23 protein-coding genes are annotated in these 22,089 nt (G+C 56.6%); 19 read left to right on the top strand and 4 right to left on the bottom strand.

The window, feature by feature from the left end:
• Positions 1–2: 2 nt before the first annotated feature.
• A complete protein-coding gene (locus HV334_RS01800; protein ID WP_016155403.1) occupies positions 3–896 on the bottom strand; it encodes a diguanylate cyclase regulator RdcB family protein in 894 nt (297 codons plus the stop codon).
• Positions 893–3,250 carry a clamp-binding protein CrfC gene (gene crfC, locus HV334_RS01795; RefSeq protein ID WP_047416018.1) on the bottom strand — a complete coding sequence of 786 codons (2,358 nt, stop codon included), beginning with the start codon at positions 3,248–3,250 and terminating at the stop codon, positions 893–895. The genes HV334_RS01800 and crfC overlap by 4 nt, the downstream gene beginning before the upstream one ends.
• 539 nt (positions 3,251–3,789) lie before the next feature.
• Here crfC and HV334_RS01790 point away from each other — a divergent pair.
• From HV334_RS01790 to phnP, 16 genes are all read left to right on the top strand, one after another.
• Positions 3,790–4,125, top strand: a complete 336-nt coding sequence (locus HV334_RS01790) for a zinc ribbon domain-containing protein YjdM (RefSeq protein WP_003031835.1) — start codon at positions 3,790–3,792, stop codon at positions 4,123–4,125.
• A gap of 141 nt (positions 4,126–4,266) precedes the next feature.
• The gene (yjdN, locus tag HV334_RS01785; protein WP_016155401.1) at positions 4,267–4,713 is read left to right on the top strand and encodes a VOC family metalloprotein YjdN; all 447 of its coding nucleotides are present in this window, start codon (positions 4,267–4,269) and stop codon (positions 4,711–4,713) included.
• A gap of 132 nt (positions 4,714–4,845) precedes the next feature.
• Positions 4,846–5,634 carry a phosphonate ABC transporter ATP-binding protein gene (gene phnC / locus HV334_RS01780; protein WP_016155400.1) on the top strand — a complete coding sequence of 263 codons (789 nt, stop codon included), beginning with the start codon at positions 4,846–4,848 and terminating at the stop codon, positions 5,632–5,634.
• Between the two features lie 80 nt (positions 5,635–5,714).
• Entirely contained in the window at positions 5,715–6,731 is a 1,017-nt protein-coding gene (gene phnD / locus HV334_RS01775; RefSeq protein WP_016155399.1) for a phosphonate ABC transporter substrate-binding protein, read from the top strand.
• Positions 6,732–6,836: 105 nt separating this feature from the next.
• Entirely contained in the window at positions 6,837–7,616 is a 780-nt protein-coding gene (gene phnE / locus HV334_RS01770; RefSeq protein WP_016155398.1) for a phosphonate ABC transporter, permease protein PhnE, read from the top strand.
• A 20-nt stretch (positions 7,617–7,636) separates the two neighbouring features.
• On the top strand, positions 7,637–8,362 hold the full coding sequence (gene phnF, locus HV334_RS01765; RefSeq protein ID WP_016155477.1) for a phosphonate metabolism transcriptional regulator PhnF: 726 nt from the start codon (positions 7,637–7,639) through the stop codon (positions 8,360–8,362).
• Positions 8,363–8,815 carry a phosphonate C-P lyase system protein PhnG gene (gene phnG / locus HV334_RS01760; protein WP_019077841.1) on the top strand — a complete coding sequence of 151 codons (453 nt, stop codon included), beginning with the start codon at positions 8,363–8,365 and terminating at the stop codon, positions 8,813–8,815.
• The gene (gene phnH, locus HV334_RS01755) at positions 8,812–9,396 is read left to right on the top strand and encodes a phosphonate C-P lyase system protein PhnH (protein WP_003031824.1); all 585 of its coding nucleotides are present in this window, start codon (positions 8,812–8,814) and stop codon (positions 9,394–9,396) included. The genes phnG and phnH overlap by 4 nt, the downstream gene beginning before the upstream one ends.
• On the top strand, positions 9,396–10,463 hold the full coding sequence (locus tag HV334_RS01750) for a carbon-phosphorus lyase complex subunit PhnI (protein WP_016155475.1): 1,068 nt from the start codon (positions 9,396–9,398) through the stop codon (positions 10,461–10,463). The genes phnH and HV334_RS01750 overlap by 1 nt, the downstream gene beginning before the upstream one ends.
• Positions 10,464–10,509: 46 nt before the next feature.
• Positions 10,510–11,301, top strand: coding sequence for an alpha-D-ribose 1-methylphosphonate 5-phosphate C-P-lyase PhnJ (phnJ, locus tag HV334_RS01745; RefSeq protein ID WP_232079158.1), 792 nt, complete (start codon positions 10,510–10,512; stop codon positions 11,299–11,301).
• Positions 11,298–12,056: a phosphonate C-P lyase system protein PhnK gene (gene phnK, locus HV334_RS01740; RefSeq protein ID WP_003844769.1), complete on the top strand. Its 759-nt coding sequence runs from the start codon at positions 11,298–11,300 to the stop codon at positions 12,054–12,056. The genes phnJ and phnK overlap by 4 nt, the downstream gene beginning before the upstream one ends.
• Before the next feature lie 116 nt (positions 12,057–12,172).
• On the top strand, positions 12,173–12,859 hold the full coding sequence (phnL, locus tag HV334_RS01735) for a phosphonate C-P lyase system protein PhnL (protein ID WP_047499592.1): 687 nt from the start codon (positions 12,173–12,175) through the stop codon (positions 12,857–12,859).
• Positions 12,856–13,992, top strand: coding sequence for an alpha-D-ribose 1-methylphosphonate 5-triphosphate diphosphatase (gene phnM / locus HV334_RS01730; protein WP_103767212.1), 1,137 nt, complete (start codon positions 12,856–12,858; stop codon positions 13,990–13,992). Before phnL ends, phnM begins: the two co-directional genes overlap by 4 nt.
• Before the next feature lie 2 nt (positions 13,993–13,994).
• Positions 13,995–14,549, top strand: coding sequence for a ribose 1,5-bisphosphokinase (phnN, locus tag HV334_RS01725; protein WP_016155392.1), 555 nt, complete (start codon positions 13,995–13,997; stop codon positions 14,547–14,549).
• Positions 14,536–14,970, top strand: a complete 435-nt coding sequence (phnO, locus tag HV334_RS01720) for an aminoalkylphosphonate N-acetyltransferase (RefSeq protein WP_046274567.1) — start codon at positions 14,536–14,538, stop codon at positions 14,968–14,970. The genes phnN and phnO overlap by 14 nt, the downstream gene beginning before the upstream one ends.
• An 8-nt stretch (positions 14,971–14,978) precedes the next feature.
• The gene (gene phnP, locus HV334_RS01715) at positions 14,979–15,737 is read left to right on the top strand and encodes a phosphonate metabolism protein PhnP (protein ID WP_181221101.1); all 759 of its coding nucleotides are present in this window, start codon (positions 14,979–14,981) and stop codon (positions 15,735–15,737) included.
• Positions 15,738–15,806: 69 nt separating this feature from the next.
• Here the strand turns inward: phnP and yjdP are convergent, their stop codons facing one another.
• Entirely contained in the window at positions 15,807–16,136 is a 330-nt protein-coding gene (gene yjdP / locus HV334_RS01710; RefSeq protein WP_016155470.1) for a DDRRRQL repeat protein YjdP, read from the bottom strand.
• Positions 16,137–16,205: 69 nt separating this feature from the next.
• Positions 16,206–18,470, bottom strand: coding sequence for a hybrid sensor histidine kinase/response regulator (locus tag HV334_RS01705; protein WP_181221099.1), 2,265 nt, complete (start codon positions 18,468–18,470; stop codon positions 16,206–16,208).
• Positions 18,471–18,584: 114 nt separating this feature from the next.
• On the opposite strand from HV334_RS01705, the gene HV334_RS01700 reads away from it, so the two are divergent.
• From HV334_RS01700 to HV334_RS01690, 3 genes are read left to right on the top strand one after another with little or no spacing between them, the layout of a single operon-like run.
• A complete protein-coding gene (locus HV334_RS01700) occupies positions 18,585–20,108 on the top strand; it encodes a sugar ABC transporter ATP-binding protein (RefSeq protein ID WP_016155468.1) in 1,524 nt (507 codons plus the stop codon).
• A complete protein-coding gene (locus HV334_RS01695) occupies positions 20,101–21,096 on the top strand; it encodes a hypothetical protein (protein WP_016155386.1) in 996 nt (331 codons plus the stop codon). The genes HV334_RS01700 and HV334_RS01695 overlap by 8 nt, the downstream gene beginning before the upstream one ends.
• Before the next feature lie 29 nt (positions 21,097–21,125).
• Positions 21,126–22,067, top strand: coding sequence for an ABC transporter substrate-binding protein (locus tag HV334_RS01690; RefSeq protein WP_019077849.1), 942 nt, complete (start codon positions 21,126–21,128; stop codon positions 22,065–22,067).
• Positions 22,068–22,089: the final 22 nt, after the last annotated feature.

Raw genomic sequence — 22,089 nt, 5'->3', positions numbered from 1 at the left:
GCTCAATTGATGAGCGGGGACGGTGCAAAAATCTCCTCAACCATCGCATCAACCAGCCGCTTCGCCGAACACAATCTCGGCATGCCCAACGCCACATTTTGCCAACGCTGCGTCACCGACCAGCTCACCGGATGACGCTGCGCATCGCACCAGTCCCCGAGCCAGCTCAACATATCGTTGTGCTCACCCGAGCCGCCAACCACCGGCGTGCTGAGCCAATGATGATAGTAATGACGCGTGGCGGGGGCCGCATTCACGCTGTCTGCCAGCGCCTGAGCAGCCATCGTTCGCAGGTTGTCTTTTAGCATTGACACCACATCGGCATTTGCTAACCGGCAGGCGTCACCAAAGGCTCCCCAGCGCAGCTCCTCTAACGCCACAAAACAGCGTCCAGGTAACGACCAGCCGTCATACGCGCCAGCCCGCCAGCGGGTAAAAATTTGCTCGCTATGTTCGCCCGCTTGCACCGTCAGGCCGCGTTGCGTCACCGCCTTCTCTTTATAAGCGCCGCGCTGGGTAAACCAGTCAGCGAGTGAATTTATCTGCTGCAGAAGACCAGGCGTGGAGAGTCCACGCGGGTGTTCGGTTTGTTGTAAAAACATCAACCCTTCGGCGATCCGTACCAGCGCCAGATGGCCCGGATCGATCATGCCCGCCAGTTTTTCCACCAGTTTTAGACGCATCACCAGATGCTCGCTGGACACGCCTGCCAACACCCATGCTCGCAGTTGCGTCTGGGATAGCACCTCCTGCGTCAGACGCGCACGCAGCCGCTGCTGTTGTTGCAGAAAACCGCCGGAACGTTTGGTTTCATCTCCCTGAACCAGATCGACCATAAACTTCGGGTAGACACACTCCAGCGTCCGCCCGGGGCCTTCCAGTAACACGTTAGTCATGTGTGCTCGGTTGCAAAAAGGGTATTGATATCGTCGCGCAGCAAGCGGGAATCTTCATAAAGCCATGCCGCAGTCGTAATGCGATGCTGCAGTTGTTCGTTCAAGGAATTCACCGCAGATTCATTTTGCTGGCGCAGGGTCAGACTCTCACGCAGGCTCGCCTGTAATTGCGTCAAACACAGTGAAAAATCAGCAAAAAACGTGGCCATGCCTGCCGTAACGGAAATATCGACCTGCGCAGCTAAAGCTTTACGAATTTGTTGGCAAAACTGGGTGACATAGTGCACAAGGTTCTTATGCAGTGCGCCCATATCAATGAGATAACGCGTTTTTGTTTCGACGTACTCATTCCATCCCCAGTTGGGCTGATTCAACCAGCGAGAGAAGGTATCACGCACCACACCGCCAGTTGACGGCGCATTTTCCGCCGGAATATCCTGCTCAATGGCCTCGTTAAACAACTGGCGGGTATTGAAGTTAAACATCGCCGCATGAAACGCCGGAAAACGGATCCGCGCACGAAAACCAGCGTGGTTCAGCTCCTCTTTCACCCGCTGCTCAATGGGGCGCATGGCGTCATTTAGCGCCCGGGACAGCGTCGACTCAAGCTGTTCAAAGCGCAGAGCTAAATCCCGACTGATGCTTTCCTGCGCTGCCAGCAAGACAACTTCACAGGACGAGCGCATTTTATCCAGCACGATTTTCGCCTGCCCTTCATCGTGCAACACCAGCATTTCTCCGGCCATTTCTGCCGAGGAAACGCCAGCCCCCTGGCCATGTTGTGACATCATCAGGACGTTTTCTTTGATAAAGAACGTGTTGATGCCGCACAGAATCTCAGTCTGTTGCTCATTGAGATAGGCCGCGGCAGCCTCCAGCGCCAGCTCGACCTCATGACTGACTTCATCACTCACCCGCCCCTGACTCACTTCTAACTGCTGCATATCCTCTTCAATATGCGTGATGTTCAGCCGCAGTTTTTCATAGGCAACCGTTAACCCATGGGCGCGAAACTCCAGATATTCGTGCGCGCTTTGCGCATAGTTCAATAACTTATGCGACGCTGAGCGTAGCGCATACAGCGAAGCATTGGCGTAAGCGGCATGAATCACTTTCTGGATCGGCTGCTCAAACAGCGAATCCTCCCACAACAGATCGGCTGCATGGCGAATGTGCTCCGTATCCTCAAGATCGTTGGTGCACCAGCGTCGGCCAAGTGCCGCTTCGGCAAAATCCTGTACCCAACGTTGCACCTGGTGATCCGGCAGCCGCCCGCGAGCCATCAGCTCATGACGCGCCCTGTTCGCCAGATACCCCCACATCGAAGAAACCGGATAGATTCGCTCCGGGGCAATCCCGCCTTGCATCAGCGTGCCGGAAATTAATGCCCGCACCTGCTCTTCATCGTCACTGTTGCGGTCTTTCTGATCGAATTTGTTCACCAGCGCATACAGCGGCACTGACTTGCCGACCGCCATGACCGCGTGGCGCACTTCTTCATCGGAAATCGATTTCAGTTGGGTGTAATCCATCACCACCAGTACCGCAGAAGCCCGCGCCAACTGTTCATTCAGCATCTTTTGTAGATGCGGTTGCCCGGCCTCATTCGGCCCCGGCGTATCCAGCAGGGTTAATTGCCCCGGATAGCTCGCCTGACCGGCCAAATGGACAAATTCGACCTCGATAACCGGAATATGCTCAATCGCGGCATAGGCGGCAAAAGGAAAATCCACTTCCAGTGCTTTTGACAAACGCACCAGGTCATTCAGACTTTTAAGGCAATGGAAAATAGGCTGTGCACCAAGATAATACCGCTCAAATGCCACGCCGTTTTCAATATGCTGCAGCAGGACATTCATATCCTTATCAATTTCCAGGGTCTGCGTAAGACGCTGGCGATCGCACTCGCGCACGCGCTGCTGTAAAACCTTCATTAAGGCATCGATAGGCGTGACATGTGAAAAATGCAACACCGGCTCTTTCTGCCCCGGCGTATGGCGAATTAGCGTTGGTAGCGCCGTCATGGGACGATTACGATTAGGTAAAACTTCGGTCCCTACAATCGCGTTAATCGTCGTCGATTTTCCCGCTTTCATGGTACCGACAATCGCCAGCACCATTTCCAGACGCGTAATCTTACGCAGTTCATTATTGAGCGTTGCCTGCTGGACATCCATGCCACGCGCGCTGAAATGCAGGGGCTGAACCACCTGTCTGCTATGCTCTCCTTGTTTTAGCGCGACATCATCCAACGACGTCATAGGCAATTTTTGCAATTGCCTGAGATGTTCAAGCGAGAGCATCAGCAAGCGTTCCGCTTCCTGACTTAATTCATATATTGTCTGTGTGTGCATGGAAAATTCTTCCTTAACGCAAATGGCATTACTTTTATTTAGCCCAATCGTTTTATTTATAGATTTTTTGGCTTTTATAATTACGTGTAGAAATAATTAAAATCAAAACAACCAACTGATATTATTAAAATAAATTTGGCGTATAACCGCTGGCCGGATGCCTCTCACTTATGTAATAAGTAAGAAAGATAAACAGCGTAGTTCAGTTTTAAAAAATACCCGCGTAATCCCCCTACTAAAATTAAGGGGGTCAATGATATTCAATCACAATGGCTTAGGCATCCGTAAGCAACGTTACCTATGAATATCAGATATTTCGCCTCACCTTATCTTAAATACCTAAGCGTAGCAATTTCCCTTAAAAAATATTCCGCCATACTTTCATTGAGGTAAAAGCAAAGGGTCTTTACAGCAGATCATTTTGCATAATCGCGCAGTAGTCCCGACAAAAGCAGGGATTTTATGTATAATTGCGGCCTTTTTCGGCAATCTGCCATTTTTGGGCGCATTTGCCCCTGCTGACTTTTGAGGAAATCCACATGTCATTACCACACTGCCCACAATGCAACTCCGAATACACTTACGAAGATAACGGCATGTTCATCTGCCCGGAATGCGCTCACGAATGGAACGATGCTGAACCGGCTCAGGACAGCGACGAACTGATCGTTAAAGATGCCAACGGCAACCTGCTGGCTGACGGCGACAGCGTTACCGTAGTGAAAGACCTGAAGGTAAAAGGTAGCTCTTCCATGTTGAAGATCGGGACCAAAGTGAAGAACATCCGTCTGGTTGAAGGCGACCACAACATCGATTGCAAAATCGATGGCTTTGGCCCAATGAAGCTGAAATCTGAATTTGTGAAAAAGAACTGATGCAAATTGCCTGATGGCGCTATACGTCAATCAGGCCGATGCCAGCTCATCTGCCAGGCGGGAAGCTCATACTTCCCGCCTGGCTTATTTTTGCAGACGATAACTACACTTAACTGGTTTCTTTTACCTGAGGTAAAGATTATGCCGTTAAGTCCCTATATCTCCTTCGCAGGCAACTGCGCTGATGCTATCGCCTACTACCAAAAAACATTAGGCGCTGAGCTACTCTACAAAATCAACTTCGGTGAAATGCCCAAACCGGCGCAGAACAGCGAAGAGGGTTGCCCTTCAGGCATGAAATTCCCCGATACCGCCATTGCCCACGCCAACCTGCGCGTTGCGGGCAGCGACATCATGATGAGCGATAGCGCCCCCGACGGAAATGCCCACTACTCTGGCTTTACGCTGGTACTCGACACGCAAAACGTCGACGAAGGCAAACGCTGGTTTGATAACCTGGCAGCAAACGGAAAAATCGAAATGGACTGGCAGGAAACCTTCTGGGCTCATGGTTTCGGTAAAGTGAGCGATCGGTATGGCGTACCGTGGATGATCAACGTCGTCAAACAGCAGCAACCTACAGAGTAATCCAACGGGAGGCCAGCCCTCCCGTACTGTCATCAAAAATCGCTCAACTCTTCATCACCAAGTAACCATCCTTTAACGAAAACGTCACATTAATCCGCCACGATGGGGCCACTTTTTAAGGGAGGCCGCATCATGCAAACGATTATTCGCGTCGAAAAACTCTCCAAGTCCTTCAATCAACATCAGGCGCTCAATGCGGTTGATCTGAACATCTGTTCCGGTGAGATGGTGGCTCTGCTTGGGCCGTCTGGCTCCGGCAAATCCACCCTTTTACGTCATTTAAGCGGTTTGATCGTCGGTGATAAATCCCCGGGTAGCCACGTCGAACTGCTGGGTCGCACCGTTCAACATGAAGGCCGCCTGGCGCGCGATATCCGCAAAAGCCGCGCCCACACCGGCTACATCTTCCAGCAGTTCAATCTGGTTAACCGCCTGACGGTACTGGAAAACGTCCTGATTGGCGCACTCGGCAGCACGCCGTTTTGGCGCACCTGTTTTAGCTGGTTTAGCCAGGAACAGAAACAGCGTGCATTACAGGCGCTGACCCGCGTTGGCATGGCGCACTTTGCATACCAGCGCGTTTCCACGCTTTCGGGCGGGCAACAGCAGCGCGTGGCGATTGCCCGCGCGCTGATGCAGCAAGCCAAAGTGATCCTTGCCGACGAGCCGATAGCCTCGCTGGACCCGGAATCCGCACGCATCGTGATGGACACCCTACGCGACATTAACCAGACCGACGGCATCACCGTGGTCGTCACGCTGCATCAGGTGGATTACGCCCTGCGCTACTGCGAACGCATTGTCGCGCTTCGTCAGGGCAACGTCTTCTTTGATGGCAGCAGCCAGCATTTTGATAACGATCGTTTTGACCATCTCTACCGCAGCATGAACCGCGTCGAACAGAACGCGCAGGCTGCATAGTTCTAAAAAACCAGGCGTTATTGGCGCAGCCAGGCTGGCAAGTGAAATAGCCTGGAACAAAGACTAATTAAGGAAACAACATGAGCTATAAGACCGTTGCCGCGCTGGCCTTTACCAGCATGTTCAGCATCAGCACCTTGTTCAGCCCGGCGCAGGCCGAAGAGCAAGAAAAAGCGCTGAACTTTGGCATTATTTCGACCGAATCACAGCAAAACCTGAAGCCACAGTGGGAACCGTTCCTGAAGGACATGGAAAAATCGTTGGGCGTGAAAGTGAACGCCTTCTTCGCCCCGGACTACGCCGGGATCATTCAGGGAATGCGTTTTAACAAAGTTGATATCGCCTGGTACGGCAACCTCTCAGCAATGGAAGCAGTGGATCGCGCTAACGGACAAGTGTTTGCCCAAACCGTCGCTGCCGACGGCTCCCCGGGATACTGGAGCGTGTTGATCGTTAACAAAGACAGTCCGATCAACAACCTGAACGATCTGATCGCCAAACGTAAGGATCTGACATTCGGCAACGGCGATCCCAACTCAACGTCAGGCTTCCTCGTCCCCGGTTACTACGTCTTCGCCAAAAACAACATCTCCGCCAGCGACTTCAAACGCACCGTTAACGCCGGACACGAAACCAACGCGCTGGCCGTCGCCAACAAACAGGTCGATGTCGCCACCAACAACACCGAAAACCTCGACAAGCTGAAAACCTCCGCGCCGGAAAAACTGAAAGAGCTGAAGGTTATCTGGAAGTCACCGCTGATCCCGGGCGATCCGATCGTCTGGCGCAAAAACCTCTCCGAAACCACCAAGGACAAGGTGTACGACTTCTTTATGAATTACGGCAAAACGCCGGAACAGAAAACCGTCCTGGAACGCCTGGGATGGGCACCGTTCCGTGCCTCCAGCGACCTGCAACTGGTACCGATTCGCCAACTGGCGCTGTTTAAAGAGATGCAGGGCGTGAAGGGCAACAAAGGGTTGAACGAGGAAGAGAAAACCAGCAAAACCTCGGCGCTGAAAGCGCAGCTCGACGACCTTGACCGTTTGACCGCCGCCCTGGGCGCCATGACCAGCGTGACTAAAGCGGTGCAGTAAACCTGATGCCCGGTGGCGTTTCGCTTACCGGGCAGACGATGTTCTGTAGGCCGGATAAGGCGCAAGAGCTGCCATCCGGCGATAAACCTACGCACGGAGCTAAACATGCAAACCATCACCGTCGCCCCGCCCAAACGTAGCTGGTTCTCACTGCTGAGCTGGGCCATTCTTCTCGCCGTGCTGGTGGTCTCGTGGAAAGGTGCCGAAATGGCTCCGCTCACGCTGATCCAGGATTCCGGCAATATGGCGACCTTCGCTGCCGACTTCTTTCCGCCAGACTTCAGTCAGTGGCAGGACTATCTCGGTGAAATGGCCGTCACCCTGCAAATTGCCGTCTGGGGTACCGCCCTCGCCGTTGTGCTGTCGATTCCCTTTGGCCTGATGTGCGCCGATAACCTCGTACCGTGGTGGATTTACCAGCCGATGCGTCGCCTGATGGACGCCTGCCGCGCCATCAATGAAATGGTCTTTGCCATGCTGTTCGTGGTCGCCGTGGGTTTAGGTCCGTTCGCCGGGGTAATGGCACTGTTTATCCACACCACCGGGGTGCTCTCCAAGCTGCTTTCGGAAGCGGTAGAAGCCATTGAGCCGGGTCCGGTAGAAGGCATTCGCGCCACCGGGGCCAACAAAATTGAAGAGATTCTGTACGGGGTTCTGCCACAGGTCATGCCGCTGCTTATCTCCTACTCGCTGTATCGCTTTGAATCCAACGTTCGCTCGGCCACGGTGGTCGGAATGGTGGGTGCGGGCGGTATTGGCGTGACTTTATGGGAGGCGATTCGCGGCTTTCAGTTCCAGCAAACCTGCGCCTTGATGGTGTTAATCATCGTCACCGTCAGCCTGCTGGATTTCCTTTCCCAGCGTTTGCGTAAGCACTTTATCTGATTAGCGAGGCATTGATTGCTATGCACTTGTCTACACATCCGACCAGTTATCCAACGCGTTATCAGGAAATTGCCGCGAGACTTGAGCAGGAGCTTCGTCATCATTATCGCTGCGGTGACTATCTGCCCGCCGAGCATCAGCTTGCCGCGCGCTACGAGGTAAACCGCCACACCCTGCGCCGCGCTATTGACCAGTTGGTTGAGCGTGGTTGGGTCCAGCGTCGCCAGGGCGTCGGCGTACTGGTGCTGATGCGCCCATTCGATTACCCGCTTAATGCCCAGGCGCGCTTTAGCCAGAACCTGCTGGACCAGGGCAGCCACCCCACCAGCGAAAAACTGCTGGCGGTGCTGCGCCCGGCCTCCAGCCACATTGCCGATGCGCTCAGCATTAACGAGGGCGATAACGTGATTCATCTGCGCACCCTGCGCCGGGTAAACGGTATCGCACTGTGCCAGATCGACCACTATTTTTCCGACCTCACGCTATGGCCGCTGCTGCAGGGCTTTAACAACGGCTCACTGCACGACTACCTGCGCGAACAGTCCGGTCTGACGCTCCTGCGCACACAAACGCGCATCAGCGCCCGCCGCGCACAGGCTAAAGAGAGCAAAGTGCTGGAAATCCCCAATATGGCGCCGCTGCTGTGCGTGCGCACCCTGAACCACCGTGAAGGCGAAGAACACGCGGCGGAATACTCCGTCAGCCTGACCCGCGCCGACATGATCGAATTCACTATGGAGCACTGAATGCATTTCGATACCGCTACCCGCCAGCGCTGGATGCGCGCGCTGGCTTACAGCAATGCCGATGCCCTGAACGCCCGCATCCACGCGCTCAAACTGACGCCAGACTATGAACTTATCCGCGCACCGGAAAGCGGACTGATGCAGCTCCAGGCTCGCATGGGCGGCACCGGCAACCGCTTCTTTGCCGGTGATACCACGCTTACCCGCGCAGTGGTTCGCCTGAAGAGCGGCACGCTGGGCTACAGCTACCTGCTGGGCCGCAACAAACAACACGCCGAGCAGTGCGCGGTCATTGACGCGCTGCTGCAGGAACAAACGCATTTCCAGAGCCTAATGGAAACCTTAATTGCCCCGCTGGAAGCGGAACGCGATGCGCTGATTAGCGCACGCCGTGCCGAAGTCAACGCCAGCCGGGTCGACTTCTTCACGCTGGTACGCGGAGATAACGCATGACCTTACAAACCGCTTTTAATTTACCCGTTCAGGATGCTCAGCAGAGCTTTCGTCGCCTGCTGAAGGCCATGAGTGAGCCGGGCGTGATCGTCGCCCTGCATCAACTGAAACACGGCTGGCAGCCACTGGGCCTGGCAACCACCAGCGTGCTACTGACCCTGGTCGATGGCGACACGCCGGTCTGGCTGGCGCCGTCGATGGATAACGATATCGCCCGGCAGAATCTGCGTTTTCACACCAACGCGCCGCTGGTGGATCAGCCGCAGTTGGCGGCCTTTGCCGTCGCCGACGAACGCATCAGCAGCGAACAGCTTAACGCCCTCTCCGCCGGTTCCGCCGTCGCGCCAGAAACCAGCGCCACGCTGATTGTGCAGGTCTCTGGCTTAAGCGGTGGACGCATGCTGCGTCTGACCGGCGCCGGTATCGCTGAAGAGCGCATGATCGCGCCACAGCTACCGGAATGCCTGATTCACGAACTCACCGAACGCCCGCATCCGTTCCCGCTGGGGGTCGACCTGATCCTCACCTGCGGCGAACGCCTGCTGGCTATTCCGCGAACTACCCATGTGGAGGTGTGCTGATGTATGTCGCCGTCAAAGGGGGCGAAAAGGCGATAGCCAACGCCCATGCCCTGCAGGAAAACCGACGCCGGGGCGATGAGACCATTGCTGAACTGAGCGTGGCGCAAATCGAACAACAGATGAACCTGGCCGTCGACCGGGTGATGACCGAAGGCGGCATCGCCGACCGCGAACTGGCCGCGCTGGCGCTGAAGCAGGCCAGCGGCGATAACGTCGAAGCCATCTTTTTGCTCCGCGCCTACCGCACTACGCTGGCAAAGGTGGCGGTCAGCGAACCGGTTAACAGTGCAGAAATGCGCCTTGAGCGCCGAATCTCTGCGGTCTACAAGGATATTCCCGGCGGGCAATTGTTAGGTCCCACTTATGACTACACCCATCGCCTGCTGGATTTTACCCTGCTGGCCAATGGCGAAACGCCACCCCTGCGCAGCGCAGACGACGCGCAGGACGCCTCTCCGCACGTCTTTTCCCTGCTGGCCAACCAGGGACTGGCAAAGCGTGAAGAGGATAACGGCGCTCAGCCGGATGATATTACCCGCACGCCACCGGTTTACCCCTGTTCACGCGCTTCACGCCTGCAACAACTGATGCGCGGCGATGAGGGATATCTGCTGGCGTTGGCCTACTCCACCCAACGCGGCTACGGGCGCAATCACCCGTTTGCCGCCGAAATTCGCAGCGGCTATGTGGCACTGGAAACCGTACCGGAAGAGCTGGGATTTGCGGTGAACGTCGGTGAACTGCTGATGACCGAATGTGAAATGGTCAACGGTTTTGTCGCGCCAGAAAACGAATCCCCCCATTTTACCCGCGGCTACGGGCTGGTGTTCGGCATGAGCGAACGTAAAGCGATGGCGATGGCGCTGGTGGACCGCGCCCTACAGGCAGCCGAATACGATGAAGCGGTCACGGGACCGGCGCAGGACGAAGAGTTCGTGCTGGCGCATGCGGATAACGTCGAGGCGGCGGGTTTTGTTTCGCACCTCAAACTTCCCCATTACGTCGATTTCCAGGCCGAGCTGGAACTGCTCAAACGCCTGCAACAGGAGGCTACCCGTGACCACTAACCTCTCCGGCTACAACTTTGCGTATCTTGATGAGCAGACCAAACGCATGATCCGCCGCGCAATTCTGAAAGCAGTGGCGATCCCCGGTTACCAGGTACCGTTTGGCGGACGTGAAATGCCGATGCCCTACGGTTGGGGAACCGGCGGCATTCAGCTCACCGCCAGCGTGATTGGCGAGCCGGACGTGCTGAAGGTAATTGACCAGGGCGCAGATGACACCACTAACGCCGTGTCGATTCGCAACTTCTTTAAACGCGTGACCGGGGTGAACACCACCGAGCGCACGGAAGACGCGACGCTGATCCAGACCCGCCACCGCATCCCGGAAACGCCGCTGGTGGAAGACCAGATCATTATCTTCCAGGTCCCGATCCCCGAGCCGTTGCGCTTTATCGAGCCGCGCGAAACGGAAACCCGCACCATGCACGCGCTGGAAGAGTACGGCATCATGCAGGTGAAACTGTATGAAGATATCGCCCGCTTCGGCCATATCGCCACCACTTACGCCTATCCGGTGAAGGTCAACGACCGCTACGTCATGGACCCGTCGCCAATTCCAAAATTCGACAATCCGAAGATGGACATGATGCCGGCCCTGCAACTGTTTGGCGCAGGCCGCGAAAAACGCATCTATGCCGTTCCACCTTACACCCGTGTGGAAAGCCTCGATTTCGACGATCACCCGTTTACCGTGCAGAGCTGGGATGAGCCTTGCGCCATCTGTGGCTCAACCTACAGCTATCTCGATGAAGTGGTGCTCGATGACACCGGCAAACGCATGTTTGTCTGCTCCGACACCGACTACTGCCGCCAACAGAGTGAGGCCCTCAGCAAATGACGCAACCGCTGCTTTCAGTCAACAACCTGACCCATCTCTACGCGCCGGGCAAGGGCTTCAGCGATGTCTCTTTTGACCTGTGGCCTGGCGAAGTGCTGGGTATCGTCGGCGAGTCCGGTTCAGGCAAAACCACGCTGCTGAAATCGATCTCTTCACGGCTAACGCCGCAGAGCGGTGAGATTTTGTATCAGAACCGTTCGCTGTACGGCATGAACGAGGCCGACCGTCGCCGTCTGCTGCGCACCGAATGGGGCGTGGTGCATCAGCATCCGCTGGATGGCCTGCGCCGTCAGGTCTCCGCTGGCGGCAATATCGGCGAACGCCTGATGGCCACCGGGGCGCGCCACTACGGCGACATCCGTGCCACCGCGCAGCGTTGGCTGGAAGAAGTGGAGATCCCGGCCTCGCGTATCGACGACCTGCCAACCACCTTTTCCGGCGGCATGCAGCAGCGACTGCAGATCGCCCGCAACCTCGTCACCCATCCCAAACTGGTGTTTATGGACGAGCCCACCGGCGGTCTGGACGTTTCCGTACAGGCCAAACTGCTGGACCTGCTGCGCGGTCTTGTGGTGGAACTGGATCTGGCAGTGGTTATTGTCACCCACGATCTGGGCGTAGCGCGCCTGCTGGCCGACCGTTTGCTGGTGATGAAGCAGGGTCAGGTGGTGGAAAGTGGGTTAACCGACCGCGTACTCGACGATCCGCATCATCCGTATACCCAGTTGCTGGTGTCATCTGTTTTGCAAAACTGATTTTGTCTTGCCGGGTGGCGCTTCGCGACCCGGCCTACGGATCGGCATCGGTTGTAGGCCTGATAAGCGAAGCGCCATCAGGCAATCGAACGCAAAAATGCTTAAAGAGGCTAAAAATGAACGCGATCCGCGTTGAAAACGTCAGTAAAACCTTTGTACTGCATCAGCAAAACGGCGTGCGTCTGCCGGTGCTGCAAGACGCCACGCTGGAAGTTAAAAACGGCGAATGCGTGGTGCTGCACGGTCACTCTGGCAGCGGCAAATCCACATTGCTGCGTTCGCTGTACGCCAACTACCTGCCGGATGAAGGACACATCCACATCCGCCACAGCGGCGAATGGGTCGATCTGGTGCAGGCTCCGGCGCGTAAAGTGCTGGAAGTTCGCCGTTCAACCATCGGCTGGGTCAGCCAGTTCTTGCGCGTGATCCCAAGGATTTCTGCGCTGGATGTGGTGATGCAGCCGCTGCTGGATCTCGGCGTGTCGCGCGAGGAGTGCGCAGCCAAAGCGGCTAACCTGCTTACCCGCCTGAACGTGCCGGAGCGGCTGTGGCATCTGGCGCCGTCGACGTTTTCCGGGGGCGAACAGCAGCGCGTCAATATCGCCCGAGGGTTTATCGTCGATTACCCGATTCTACTCCTCGATGAGCCCACCGCCTCGCTGGACGCCAAAAACAGCGCCGCCGTCGTCGCATTGATTGAAGAAGCGAAAGCCCGCGGCGCGGCAATTGTCGGCATTTTTCACGATCAAACCGTGCGCGACCGCGTCGCGGATCGCCTGCACCTGATGGGAACAACAGCATGATTATCAATAATGTAAAGCTGGTGCTGGAAGATGAAGTGGTGCAAGGATCGCTGGAAATTGAGGGCGGAACGATCCGCGCCTTTGCCGAAAGTCAGAGCCAACTGGCCCAAGCGATGGACGGAGAAGGCGGCTGGCTGCTGCCAGGGCTTATCGAGCTGCATACCGACAATCTCGACAAGTTTTTCACCCCGCGCCCGAAGGTAGACTGGCCCGCCCACTCGGCGATGAGCAGCCACGACGCGCTGATGGTCGCCAGCGGCATTACCACCGTGCTGGACGCGGTGGCGATTGGCGATGTGCGCGACGGTGGCGACCGTCTGGAAAATCTGGAGAAGATGATCAACGCGGTGGAAGAGACGCAAAAGCGCGGGGTCAATCGCGCCGAGCACCGCCTGCATTTGCGCTGCGAGCTGCCGCATCACACCACCCTACCGCTGTTTGAAAAACTGGTCAGTCGTGAGCCGGTGACGCTGGTATCGCTGATGGACCACTCCCCCGGCCAGCGTCAGTTCGCCAATCGCGAGAAGTACCGGGAGTATTATCAGGGCAAGTATTCACTTACCGACGAGCAAATGGTCCGCTACGAAGAAGAACAGTTAGCTCTGGCTGCACGTTGGTCGCAACCCAACCGCACAGCGATTGCTCAGATGTGTCGTGAGCGCCAGATAGCGCTGGCGAGCCATGACGATGCCACCTGCGATCATGTGCTGGAATCGCATCAACTTGGCAGCGTGATCGCCGAATTTCCTACTACTTTTGCCGCCGCAGAGGCCTCGCGCCAGCATGGCATGAACGTACTGATGGGCGCGCCCAACATCGTGCGCGGCGGTTCTCACTCCGGCAACGTGGCGGCGCATAAGCTGGCTGAGCTGGGGCTGCTGGATATTCTCTCCTCCGACTACTACCCCGCCAGCCTGCTCGATGCGGCATTTCGCGTGGCAGACGATGACGCCAACCGCTTTACGCTGCCGCAGGCCATTCGTCTGGTGACCCGCAATCCGGCGCGGGCATTAAATCTCGACGATCGTGGCGTTGTAGCCGAAGGTAAACGCGCGGATCTGGTGCTGGCGCATCGCAAAGGCGATCACATCCATATCGACCACGTCTGGCGTCAGGGCAAAAGGGTATTCTGACTATGGGGAAACTGATCTGGCTGATGGGGCCGTCCGGCTCCGGTAAGGACAGTCTACTGGCAGAACTTCGCCAGCAGGAACCTGCGCAACTGCTGGTGGCGCACCGTTACATCACCCGCGCCGCCAACGCAGGGAATGAAAACCATATTGCCCTCAGCGAACCAGAGTTTTTTACCCGCGCCGGGCAGAACCTGCTGGCGCTGAGCTGGCACGCCAACGGCTTCTATTACGGCGTCGGCGTAGAGATTGACCTCTGGCTGCACGCCGGTTTTGATGTGGTGGTCAACGGCTCGCGCGCGCATCTGCCCCAGGCGCAGGCCCGTTACGGCGCTTCTTTACTTCCCATTTGCTTACAGGTTTCCCCGGCCATTTTACGCCAGCGCCTGCAGGCACGTGGACGGGAGAGCGAAACGGAAATCGCTGCCCGCCTTGAACGCGCGGCACGCTACACGCCATATGACTGCCACGTCCTGAACAATGATGGAAGTTTGCTACAGTCTGTCGATACACTGCTCACACTGATGGGACGCAAGGAGAAGAAACATGTCTGTCTGTGAATTACGCCGCGCCACGCTATACGATACCGATGCGGTTTACGCGCTTATCTGTGAGTTGAAACAGGGCCAATTCGACCTGCAGGCCTTTAGCGCCGGCTACGCCGCAAATCTGCAAGATCCCAATATGCACTACCAGCTGGCGCTGCTCGACGGACAGGTCGTCGGCTTGATCGGTCTGCACCTGCAGTTTCATCTGCACCACGCCAACTGGATTGGCGAGATCCAGGAACTTGTGGTGATGCCACAGGCACGAGGACTAAAAGTGGGTAGTCAGTTACTGGCCTGGGCCGAAGCCACCGCGCGCGAAGCGGGCGCAGAAATAACCGAGCTTTCTACCAGTACCCAACGCCTTGACGCGCACCGCTTTTACCAGCGCGAAGGCTATACCATGAGCCATTTTCGCTTCACCAAACCGTTGTAGGGGGAGCCATGAGTCTGACCATTACACTGACGGGAACCGGCGGCGCGCAACTGGTGCCAGCATTTGGCTGTGACTGTGCGGCCTGCCAACGAGCACGCTTACAGACGCAATACCGTCGACGCCCTTGTAGCGGGGTGGTCAAATTTAACAATGCGGTGACGCTGCTGGACGCGGGGATCCCGCATCTGATGGACGACTGGCCAGCAGGCAGCTTCCAGCAGTTTCTGCTCACCCACTACCATATGGATCACGTGCAGGGGCTGTTTCCGCTGCGCTGGGGCGTGGGGGCGACTATCCCGGTGTACGGTCCGCCGGATGAACAGGGATGCGACGATCTGTTTAAGCACCCTGGCATCCTCGATTTTAGCCATACCGTCGCGCCATTCGTGGTGTTTAACCTGCAAGGGTTGCAGGTGACGCCACTCCCGCTCAACCATTCAAAGCTGACGTTTGGCTATCTGCTGGAGACCGCGCACAGCCGCGTGGCGTGGCTCTCCGATACCGCCGGACTTCCCGACAAGACGCTGAAGTTTCTCCACAATAACCAGCCTCAGGTGATTATCATCGACTGCAGCCACGCCCCGCGCACCGAGCCGCCGCGCAATCACAGCGATGTAAATACCGTTATCGCCTTGAACGAGGTTATCCGCTGCCCACGGGTGATCCTGACACATATCAGTCATCAGTTTGATTTGTGGATGATGGAGAATCCGCTACCGACAGGGCTCGAAGCCGGGTATGACGGAATGGAGATTGTGCTGAGGTAGGTTTACATCGCACTTAAAGGCTTGTTAACAGGTCTCTGCCCCCTATAACCTTGCCAGCGAAAAATTGCGCTAACGATCATAATCTTCTTCCATTCTGCGCTCTTCGTCTTCTAACTGACGCCGTTCCTGATCGAGCTGGCGCTGGCGGTCATCCAGTTGGCGGCGGCGGTCTTCAAACTGGCGGCGGCGATTATCATACTGCCTGCGACGATCGTCACTCATCTGTCGCTGCCAGCTTTCATCACGAGAGTCGTCATAATCCCGCCCGCTGTCCGGTTTGTAGGCATCGTTAATCGCCTGCTGAATATTGCCGATGGCGTCATCGATAATATCCGCCTGCGCCGATACGGTGGTCATCATCAGCAGAGTGAAAAGTAAGAATGTCGCGGAGCGTTGCATAAAACCAGCCTCATCAAGAAACTCGCCCCACGGTAATCAAAGCGTATTTGCGCGGGTAGCGGAGGAATCTCAATTACGCGAATGCCGCAGCGCCTGCGCCAGTTCTCCCCGGGTGAAGGGCTTACGCAATAACGCCACATCCGGCAGCGCCGGGTTATGCGCCGGACGTAAATCCTGGCCGCTAATCAGCAGGATGTTCAGTTGTGGATAATGTGCCAGCGCATGATTAATCACATCCACACCGCTTAAACCGCCGGGCAGCATTAAGTCGCTGATAAAAATATCAATCTCGGATGAAGCCGCCAGCATATGCATAGCCTGTTCGCCGTTGGCGGCCTCTAACGTCAGGTAGCCCAGCAGGTGTAATTGCTCACATAACGTCTGGCGCACATCGGCTTCATCTTCGAGAACCAGCACCAGTTTTTCACCGCGAGTCGGGGTGTGCTGTGCGATTGTCTCCACCGGTGTCTGCACCGGCACAACCGCGCGAGGAAGCTGCAATCTGACCGTCGTTCCCTGCCCAGGGGCGCTTTCAATCTCCACGCGGCCACCGGACTGGCGCACAAAACCGTAGACCATAGACAGCCCCAGCCCGCTGCCGCTGCCGGTCTGTTTGGTGGTGAAAAACGGCTCGAAGACCTGAGCTTTCACCTCCTGCGACATCCCGCTTCCCTGGTCGGCAACTTCCAGCATCACCATATCCTGCTTACGCCCATCGCTGCGCGTGACCCGCTGATTCCAGGTACGGATTTTAATCGTGCCCGCCTGCCCGTCCATGGCGTCACGGGCATTCATCACCAGATTAATAATGGCGTTCTCCAGTTGGCTGACATCAATCCACGCGGGCCAGGCGGGAGACTGGGCTTCAATCTCCAGCGTCAACGTAGCCGGAAGAGAGTGGCGCATCAGTTCGCCCAAATTTTCCAGCAGCGTTTTCAGCTCCACCGCATGGGGATGCAACGACTGTTTGCGCGAAAAGGCCAGCAGCCTCTGGGTAAGGAGCGCCCCGCGCTCGGCGGCTTTTAGCGCCCGATTGATCCGTGGCGCGTCAGGAGAGTCTGGGTTCACCAGATCCAGGCTGCCAATAATGACCGCCAGCAGGTTATTGAAATCATGCGCTAATCCGCCCGTCAGTTGCCCTACCGCCTTCAGTTTCTGACTGTGCAACAGCGCTTCCTCCAGCCCCTGGCGCTCGGTGCGGTCGATTTCCATCTGGCTGGTTTTTTCTTTTAGCAGTCGGGTGGTGTGCTCCAGCGATGCCGTATTACGGGCGAAGACGCTAAAGGCGCGGGCCAGCTCGCCCAGCTCATCGCGCCGCTGCAGGGCCGGGACGCTAACGTCCGATTCACCATGCGCCAGCCGGGTCATCGCCCGCGAAATGGCCGTCAGGTTAGAGCCGAGGTTACGGTAGATATACCAGCCGGCAAAACCGGTGATCACCACCGCCAACAGCGCAAACACCAAAATAAACAACGCGCCAGATTGCAGTTCCTGATGACTTTGCGCCACCCGCTGTTCGGAGATCAGCGCCACCTGCGAAGCATACCGGTTGATATCGCTGTTGAGGATCGCCACCAGCGCTTTGATATGAAACATATACCAGTTGATCGCCAAATCGCTCTGCTCAAGCGCAGAAGAGAGCGGCTCCAGCTTATGCAACTCCTGGTTGAAGTCGGTGAGGATGTTGGTAATCAGCGGATTGCTATTTTGCACAGGCAGCGCGGGCATCACGCCGTCCAGTTGTTTCACCACCGAACGCGGCGTGGGTGTTTCAATGGCGGCAACAATTAAGCGGTCTATCTGCCCCAGCAGCACGTCATCCTGCGCGCCGGTCAGCTTTTGCAGATGACGTAAATAACTTTGATTCTGATACAGCGAACTGAGCAGGGCGTTACGTTCCAGATGTCGCCGTTGCCCGCGCTGCAGCATACCTTCCACGCTGCTTTGTAGCTCCTGGCTGCGCTGGATAATACGCTCGACCAGCGCCGGCTCCTGCTGCGCCAACGGCGCGGTGGCCAACTGTTCCAGCGAATGCTTCAGCGCCCGTTGCGTCTCCTGCAGCCGCTCCGCTTCACCTTTGTATTCCAGCGCGCCGACCACCTGCGACAGCCGCACCGCCGCCGTCGCCACGTTCGCCGTATCCCGCGCCAGGTTCATGCTGCCGGTCATGTCGTCAACGGTTTGCTGCTGCACCTGTTCCTGGATTTGACTGGCATGCTGAAACCCCAGCACCGCCACACCGCTTACCATCAGCGTGACCGTCACCACCAGCAGATTGAAGAACAGCAATCGTCCGCGCGCACTGGCGAAAAAGTGACGTCCTGGTTGCGGCATATCACGCTCCGTGAAGAAAAATCGCAATATGACAAATATGAACGGCTTCTGACATTTTGCATTTACATTCCTGTGATGGACTGCTGATATCGGCCACCCCACAGGAGATCCGCTATGAGCAGGACACCGGTTCTGGAGATGCGCAACATTGCCAAAGCGTTTGGTAAATTTTACGCGCTGAAAGGGGTCGATTTAACGGTCTGGCCGGGTGAGATTCATGCCCTGATGGGTGAGAACGGCGCGGGGAAAAGCACCCTGATGAAGATCCTCGCGGGCGCGTATACCGCCACCAGCGGTGAGATCCTGATCGACGGTCAGCCGTTTCACATTCGCGGGCCAAAAGACGCGCTCAGCGCAGGCATCACGCTGATTTACCAGGAGATGCAGCTCGCGCCGAACCTGACGGTGGCGGAAAATATCTTTCTTGGCAGCGAGCTGTCGCGCGGCGGTCTGGTCCAGCGTAAAGAGATGGTGATGCAGTCGCAGAAAGTCATCGACCGACTCGGCGCCCAGTTTAAGGCCAGCGATCGCGTGATGACGTTGACCATCGCCGAACAGCAGCAGGTGGAAATCGCCCGCGCCCTGCACCGTAACAGCCGCATTCTGGTTATGGATGAACCCACTGCCGCCCTCTCCTCACGTGAAACCCACCGCTTGTTTGAACTGATCATGCGCCTGCGCGATGAGGGGATGGCGATTATCTACATTAGCCACCGCATGGCGGAGGTGTATGAACTCTCGGACCGCGTCAGCGTCCTGCGCGACGGGCAATATGTTGGCAGCCTGACCCGCGACAAACTCAACGCCTCTGAGCTGGTGCGCATGATGGTGGGCCGACCGTTAAGCGATTTGTTCAACAAAGAGCGTGATATTCCCTTAGGTAAAGCGCGCCTCAACGTCCACCACCTGACCGACGGCCATAAAGTCCAGCCGTGCAGTTTACTGGTGCGCTCCGGGGAGATCGTCGGCCTTGCCGGGTTAGTCGGCGCCGGGCGTTCTGAACTGGCTCAGTTGATTTTTGGCGTGCGTAAAGCCATCGGCGGCATGATTGAAGTAGACGGTGAACCGGTGGTGATCCACTCCCCTCGCGAGGCAATTGACCACGGCATTGGCTTTCTGACGGAAAACCGCAAAGAGCAGGGATTGTTTTTAGAGCTGGCGGCAGCAGAGAACATCACCATGGCGACGCTGGAACGTGACGCCAACTGGGGCATGCTCGATCGCAAAAAGGCGCAGGCTATTTCCGATGACGCCATCCAATTGCTCAACATCCGCGTTCCGCACGCCCAGGTACGCGCGGGCGGGCTGTCCGGCGGTAATCAGCAAAAGCTGCTGATTTCACGCTGGGTCGCGATCGGCCCACGCATTTTGATCCTCGATGAACCCACGCGCGGCGTAGACGTTGGCGCCAAAAGCGAGATCTACCGGATCATGAACGACATGGCGCGCAAAGGCGTGGCGATCCTGATGATCTCCAGCGAATTGCCGGAAGTTGTCGGTATGAGCGATCGCGTGTACGTCATGCGGGAAGGCAGCATTGCCGGTGAGCTGAACGGGCAAAGTATTACCCAAGAAAATATTATGACGCTGGCAACCGGCGTGAACGACTCCCATCACCAGGCGGTGTCCCATGAATAATCCAACCACTCCCCAGCAGGTGGCGAAATCCGCCTCCGCGAAAAAATTGCTGATGAGCGATCTGATGCAAACGGTCGGCATCTTGCCGATTCTCATCCTGATAGTGGCGGTGTTTGGCTTTATCGCGCCAAACTTTTTTACCGAAAGCAACCTGCTGAATATTACCCGCCAGGCGTCGATCAACATCGTGCTGGCGGCTGGCATGACCTTCATTATTTTGACCGGCGGGATCGACCTCTCGGTTGGCTCGATTCTCGGCACCACCGCCGTCGCGGCTATGGTCGTTTCGCTGATCCCTGAGTTTGCCATGCTGTCGATTCCGGCGGCGCTGATGCTCGGTCTGGTGCTGGGGTTGTTTAACGGCGCGCTGGTTGCTTTTGCCGGACTGCCACCGTTTATCGTCACGCTTGGAACGTATACGGCGCTGCGCGGCGCGGCCTATCTGCTGGCCGACGGCACGACGGTGATCAATTCCAATATCAGCTTTGAGTGGATCGGTAACAACTATCTTGGTCCGGTTCCGTGGCTAGTGGTCATTGCGCTGGCGGTGGTGGTGATGTGCTGGTTCATTCTTAGGCGCACCACACTCGGCGTTCATATTTATGCGGTCGGCGGCAATATGCAGGCCGCTCGTTTAACCGGTATCAAAGTGTGGCTGGTGCTGCTGTTCGTCTACGGCATGAGCGGTGTGCTCTCAGGTCTTGGCGGGGTGATGAGCGCCTCACGGCTATACAGCGCCAACGGTAACTTAGGCATGGGTTACGAGCTGGACGCCATCGCGGCGGTGATCCTCGGCGGTACCAGCTTTGTTGGGGGGATCGGTACCATCACCGGCACGCTGGTAGGGGCGTTGATTATCGCCACGCTCAATAACGGCATGACGCTGATGGGCGTCTCCTATTTCTGGCAACTGGTGATCAAAGGGGCGGTGATCATCATAGCGGTACTGATCGACAAATACCGTACCCGACACCATCAAAGTGCATAACAACAACATCTTACTTCGAGGAATACAGCATGAGATTGAAGCCCTTAGTCACCGCGCTCTGTGCTGGCGCACTGCTTGCTGCAGCTCCGTTTGTGCAGGCAAAAGAACTGAAATCGATCGGCGTTACGGTGGGCGATCTGGCCAACCCGTTCTTCGTGCAGATCACCAAAGGCGCGGAGCTGGAAGCACGCAAACTGGCGGGTGATAGCGTTAAAGTGACGCTGGTTTCCAGCGGCTACGATCTGGGACAACAGGTGTCGCAAATCGACAACTTTATTGCCGCTAAGGTCGACATGATTATCCTTAACGCCGCCGACTCCAAAGGCATCGGCCCAGCGGTAAAACGCGCGAAAGACGCAGGGATTGTGGTGGTTGCCGTTGACGTAGCGGCGGAAGGCGCAGATGCGACCATTACCTCCGATAACACCCAGGCGGGTGAAATGGCCTGTAAATACATTACCGACCGTCTGAAAGGGAAAGGCAACGTCGTCATTATCAACGGGCCGCCGGTTTCCGCCGTCCAGAACCGCGTGGAAGGCTGCCAGACCGAGTTTAAACGCCACCCGGATATCAAGGTGCTGTCGTATAACCAAAACGCTAAAGGCAGTCGCGAAGGCGGACTGGAGATCATGACCGCGCTGCTGGCGGCGAATCCGAAGATCGACGGCGTATTCGCCATTAACGATCCTACGGCGATCGGTGCCGATCTGGCGGCAAAACAGGCACAACGTAGCGAATTCTTTATTGTCGGCGTAGACGGATCGCCAGACGCTGAAGAAGCGTTGAAGCGGGAAAACTCACTATTTGTGGCGACGCCTGCACAAGATCCGCAGGTGATGGCTGCCAAAGCGGTCGAAATCGGCTATGACATATTGCAGGGGAAACCCGCCCCGAAAGAGCCCGTACTGATCCCGGTGACGATGATCGATAAAAACAACGTCGGCAGCTATAAGGGTTGGACGGTGAAATAACCCCTTAACCGACTGATGCTCT

The sequence above is a fragment of the Citrobacter sp. RHBSTW-00944 genome (genome assembly GCF_013615435.1).
Lineage (GTDB): Bacteria > Pseudomonadota > Gammaproteobacteria > Enterobacterales > Enterobacteriaceae > Citrobacter > Citrobacter braakii.
The sequence above is the reverse complement of the archived record's forward strand: the minus strand, read 5'-3'. Positions and strand labels throughout refer to the sequence as shown.

Bases quoted from the DNA above. Each gene is read 5' to 3' on its own strand.
- HV334_RS01800 (WP_016155403.1), bottom strand. From the start codon at position 896: ATGACTAACGTGTTACTGGAAGGCCCCGGGCGGACGCTGGAGTGTGTC.
- crfC (WP_047416018.1), bottom strand. From the start codon at position 3,250: ATGCACACACAGACAATATATGAATTAAGTCAGGAAGCGGAACGCTTG.
- HV334_RS01790 (WP_003031835.1), top strand. From the start codon at position 3,790: ATGTCATTACCACACTGCCCACAATGCAACTCCGAATACACTTACGAA.
- yjdN (WP_016155401.1), top strand. From the start codon at position 4,267: ATGCCGTTAAGTCCCTATATCTCCTTCGCAGGCAACTGCGCTGATGCT.
- phnC (WP_016155400.1), top strand. From the start codon at position 4,846: ATGCAAACGATTATTCGCGTCGAAAAACTCTCCAAGTCCTTCAATCAA.
- phnD (WP_016155399.1), top strand. From the start codon at position 5,715: ATGAGCTATAAGACCGTTGCCGCGCTGGCCTTTACCAGCATGTTCAGC.
- phnE (WP_016155398.1), top strand. From the start codon at position 6,837: ATGCAAACCATCACCGTCGCCCCGCCCAAACGTAGCTGGTTCTCACTG.
- phnF (WP_016155477.1), top strand. From the start codon at position 7,637: ATGCACTTGTCTACACATCCGACCAGTTATCCAACGCGTTATCAGGAA.
- phnG (WP_019077841.1), top strand. From the start codon at position 8,363: ATGCATTTCGATACCGCTACCCGCCAGCGCTGGATGCGCGCGCTGGCT.
- phnH (WP_003031824.1), top strand. From the start codon at position 8,812: ATGACCTTACAAACCGCTTTTAATTTACCCGTTCAGGATGCTCAGCAG.
- HV334_RS01750 (WP_016155475.1), top strand. From the start codon at position 9,396: ATGTATGTCGCCGTCAAAGGGGGCGAAAAGGCGATAGCCAACGCCCAT.
- phnJ (WP_232079158.1), top strand. From the start codon at position 10,510: ATGATCCGCCGCGCAATTCTGAAAGCAGTGGCGATCCCCGGTTACCAG.
- phnK (WP_003844769.1), top strand. From the start codon at position 11,298: ATGACGCAACCGCTGCTTTCAGTCAACAACCTGACCCATCTCTACGCG.
- phnL (WP_047499592.1), top strand. From the start codon at position 12,173: ATGAACGCGATCCGCGTTGAAAACGTCAGTAAAACCTTTGTACTGCAT.
- phnM (WP_103767212.1), top strand. From the start codon at position 12,856: ATGATTATCAATAATGTAAAGCTGGTGCTGGAAGATGAAGTGGTGCAA.
- phnN (WP_016155392.1), top strand. From the start codon at position 13,995: ATGGGGAAACTGATCTGGCTGATGGGGCCGTCCGGCTCCGGTAAGGAC.
- phnO (WP_046274567.1), top strand. From the start codon at position 14,536: ATGTCTGTCTGTGAATTACGCCGCGCCACGCTATACGATACCGATGCG.
- phnP (WP_181221101.1), top strand. From the start codon at position 14,979: ATGAGTCTGACCATTACACTGACGGGAACCGGCGGCGCGCAACTGGTG.
- yjdP (WP_016155470.1), bottom strand. From the start codon at position 16,136: ATGCAACGCTCCGCGACATTCTTACTTTTCACTCTGCTGATGATGACC.
- HV334_RS01705 (WP_181221099.1), bottom strand. From the start codon at position 18,470: ATGCCGCAACCAGGACGTCACTTTTTCGCCAGTGCGCGCGGACGATTG.
- HV334_RS01700 (WP_016155468.1), top strand. From the start codon at position 18,585: ATGAGCAGGACACCGGTTCTGGAGATGCGCAACATTGCCAAAGCGTTT.
- HV334_RS01695 (WP_016155386.1), top strand. From the start codon at position 20,101: ATGAATAATCCAACCACTCCCCAGCAGGTGGCGAAATCCGCCTCCGCG.
- HV334_RS01690 (WP_019077849.1), top strand. From the start codon at position 21,126: ATGAGATTGAAGCCCTTAGTCACCGCGCTCTGTGCTGGCGCACTGCTT.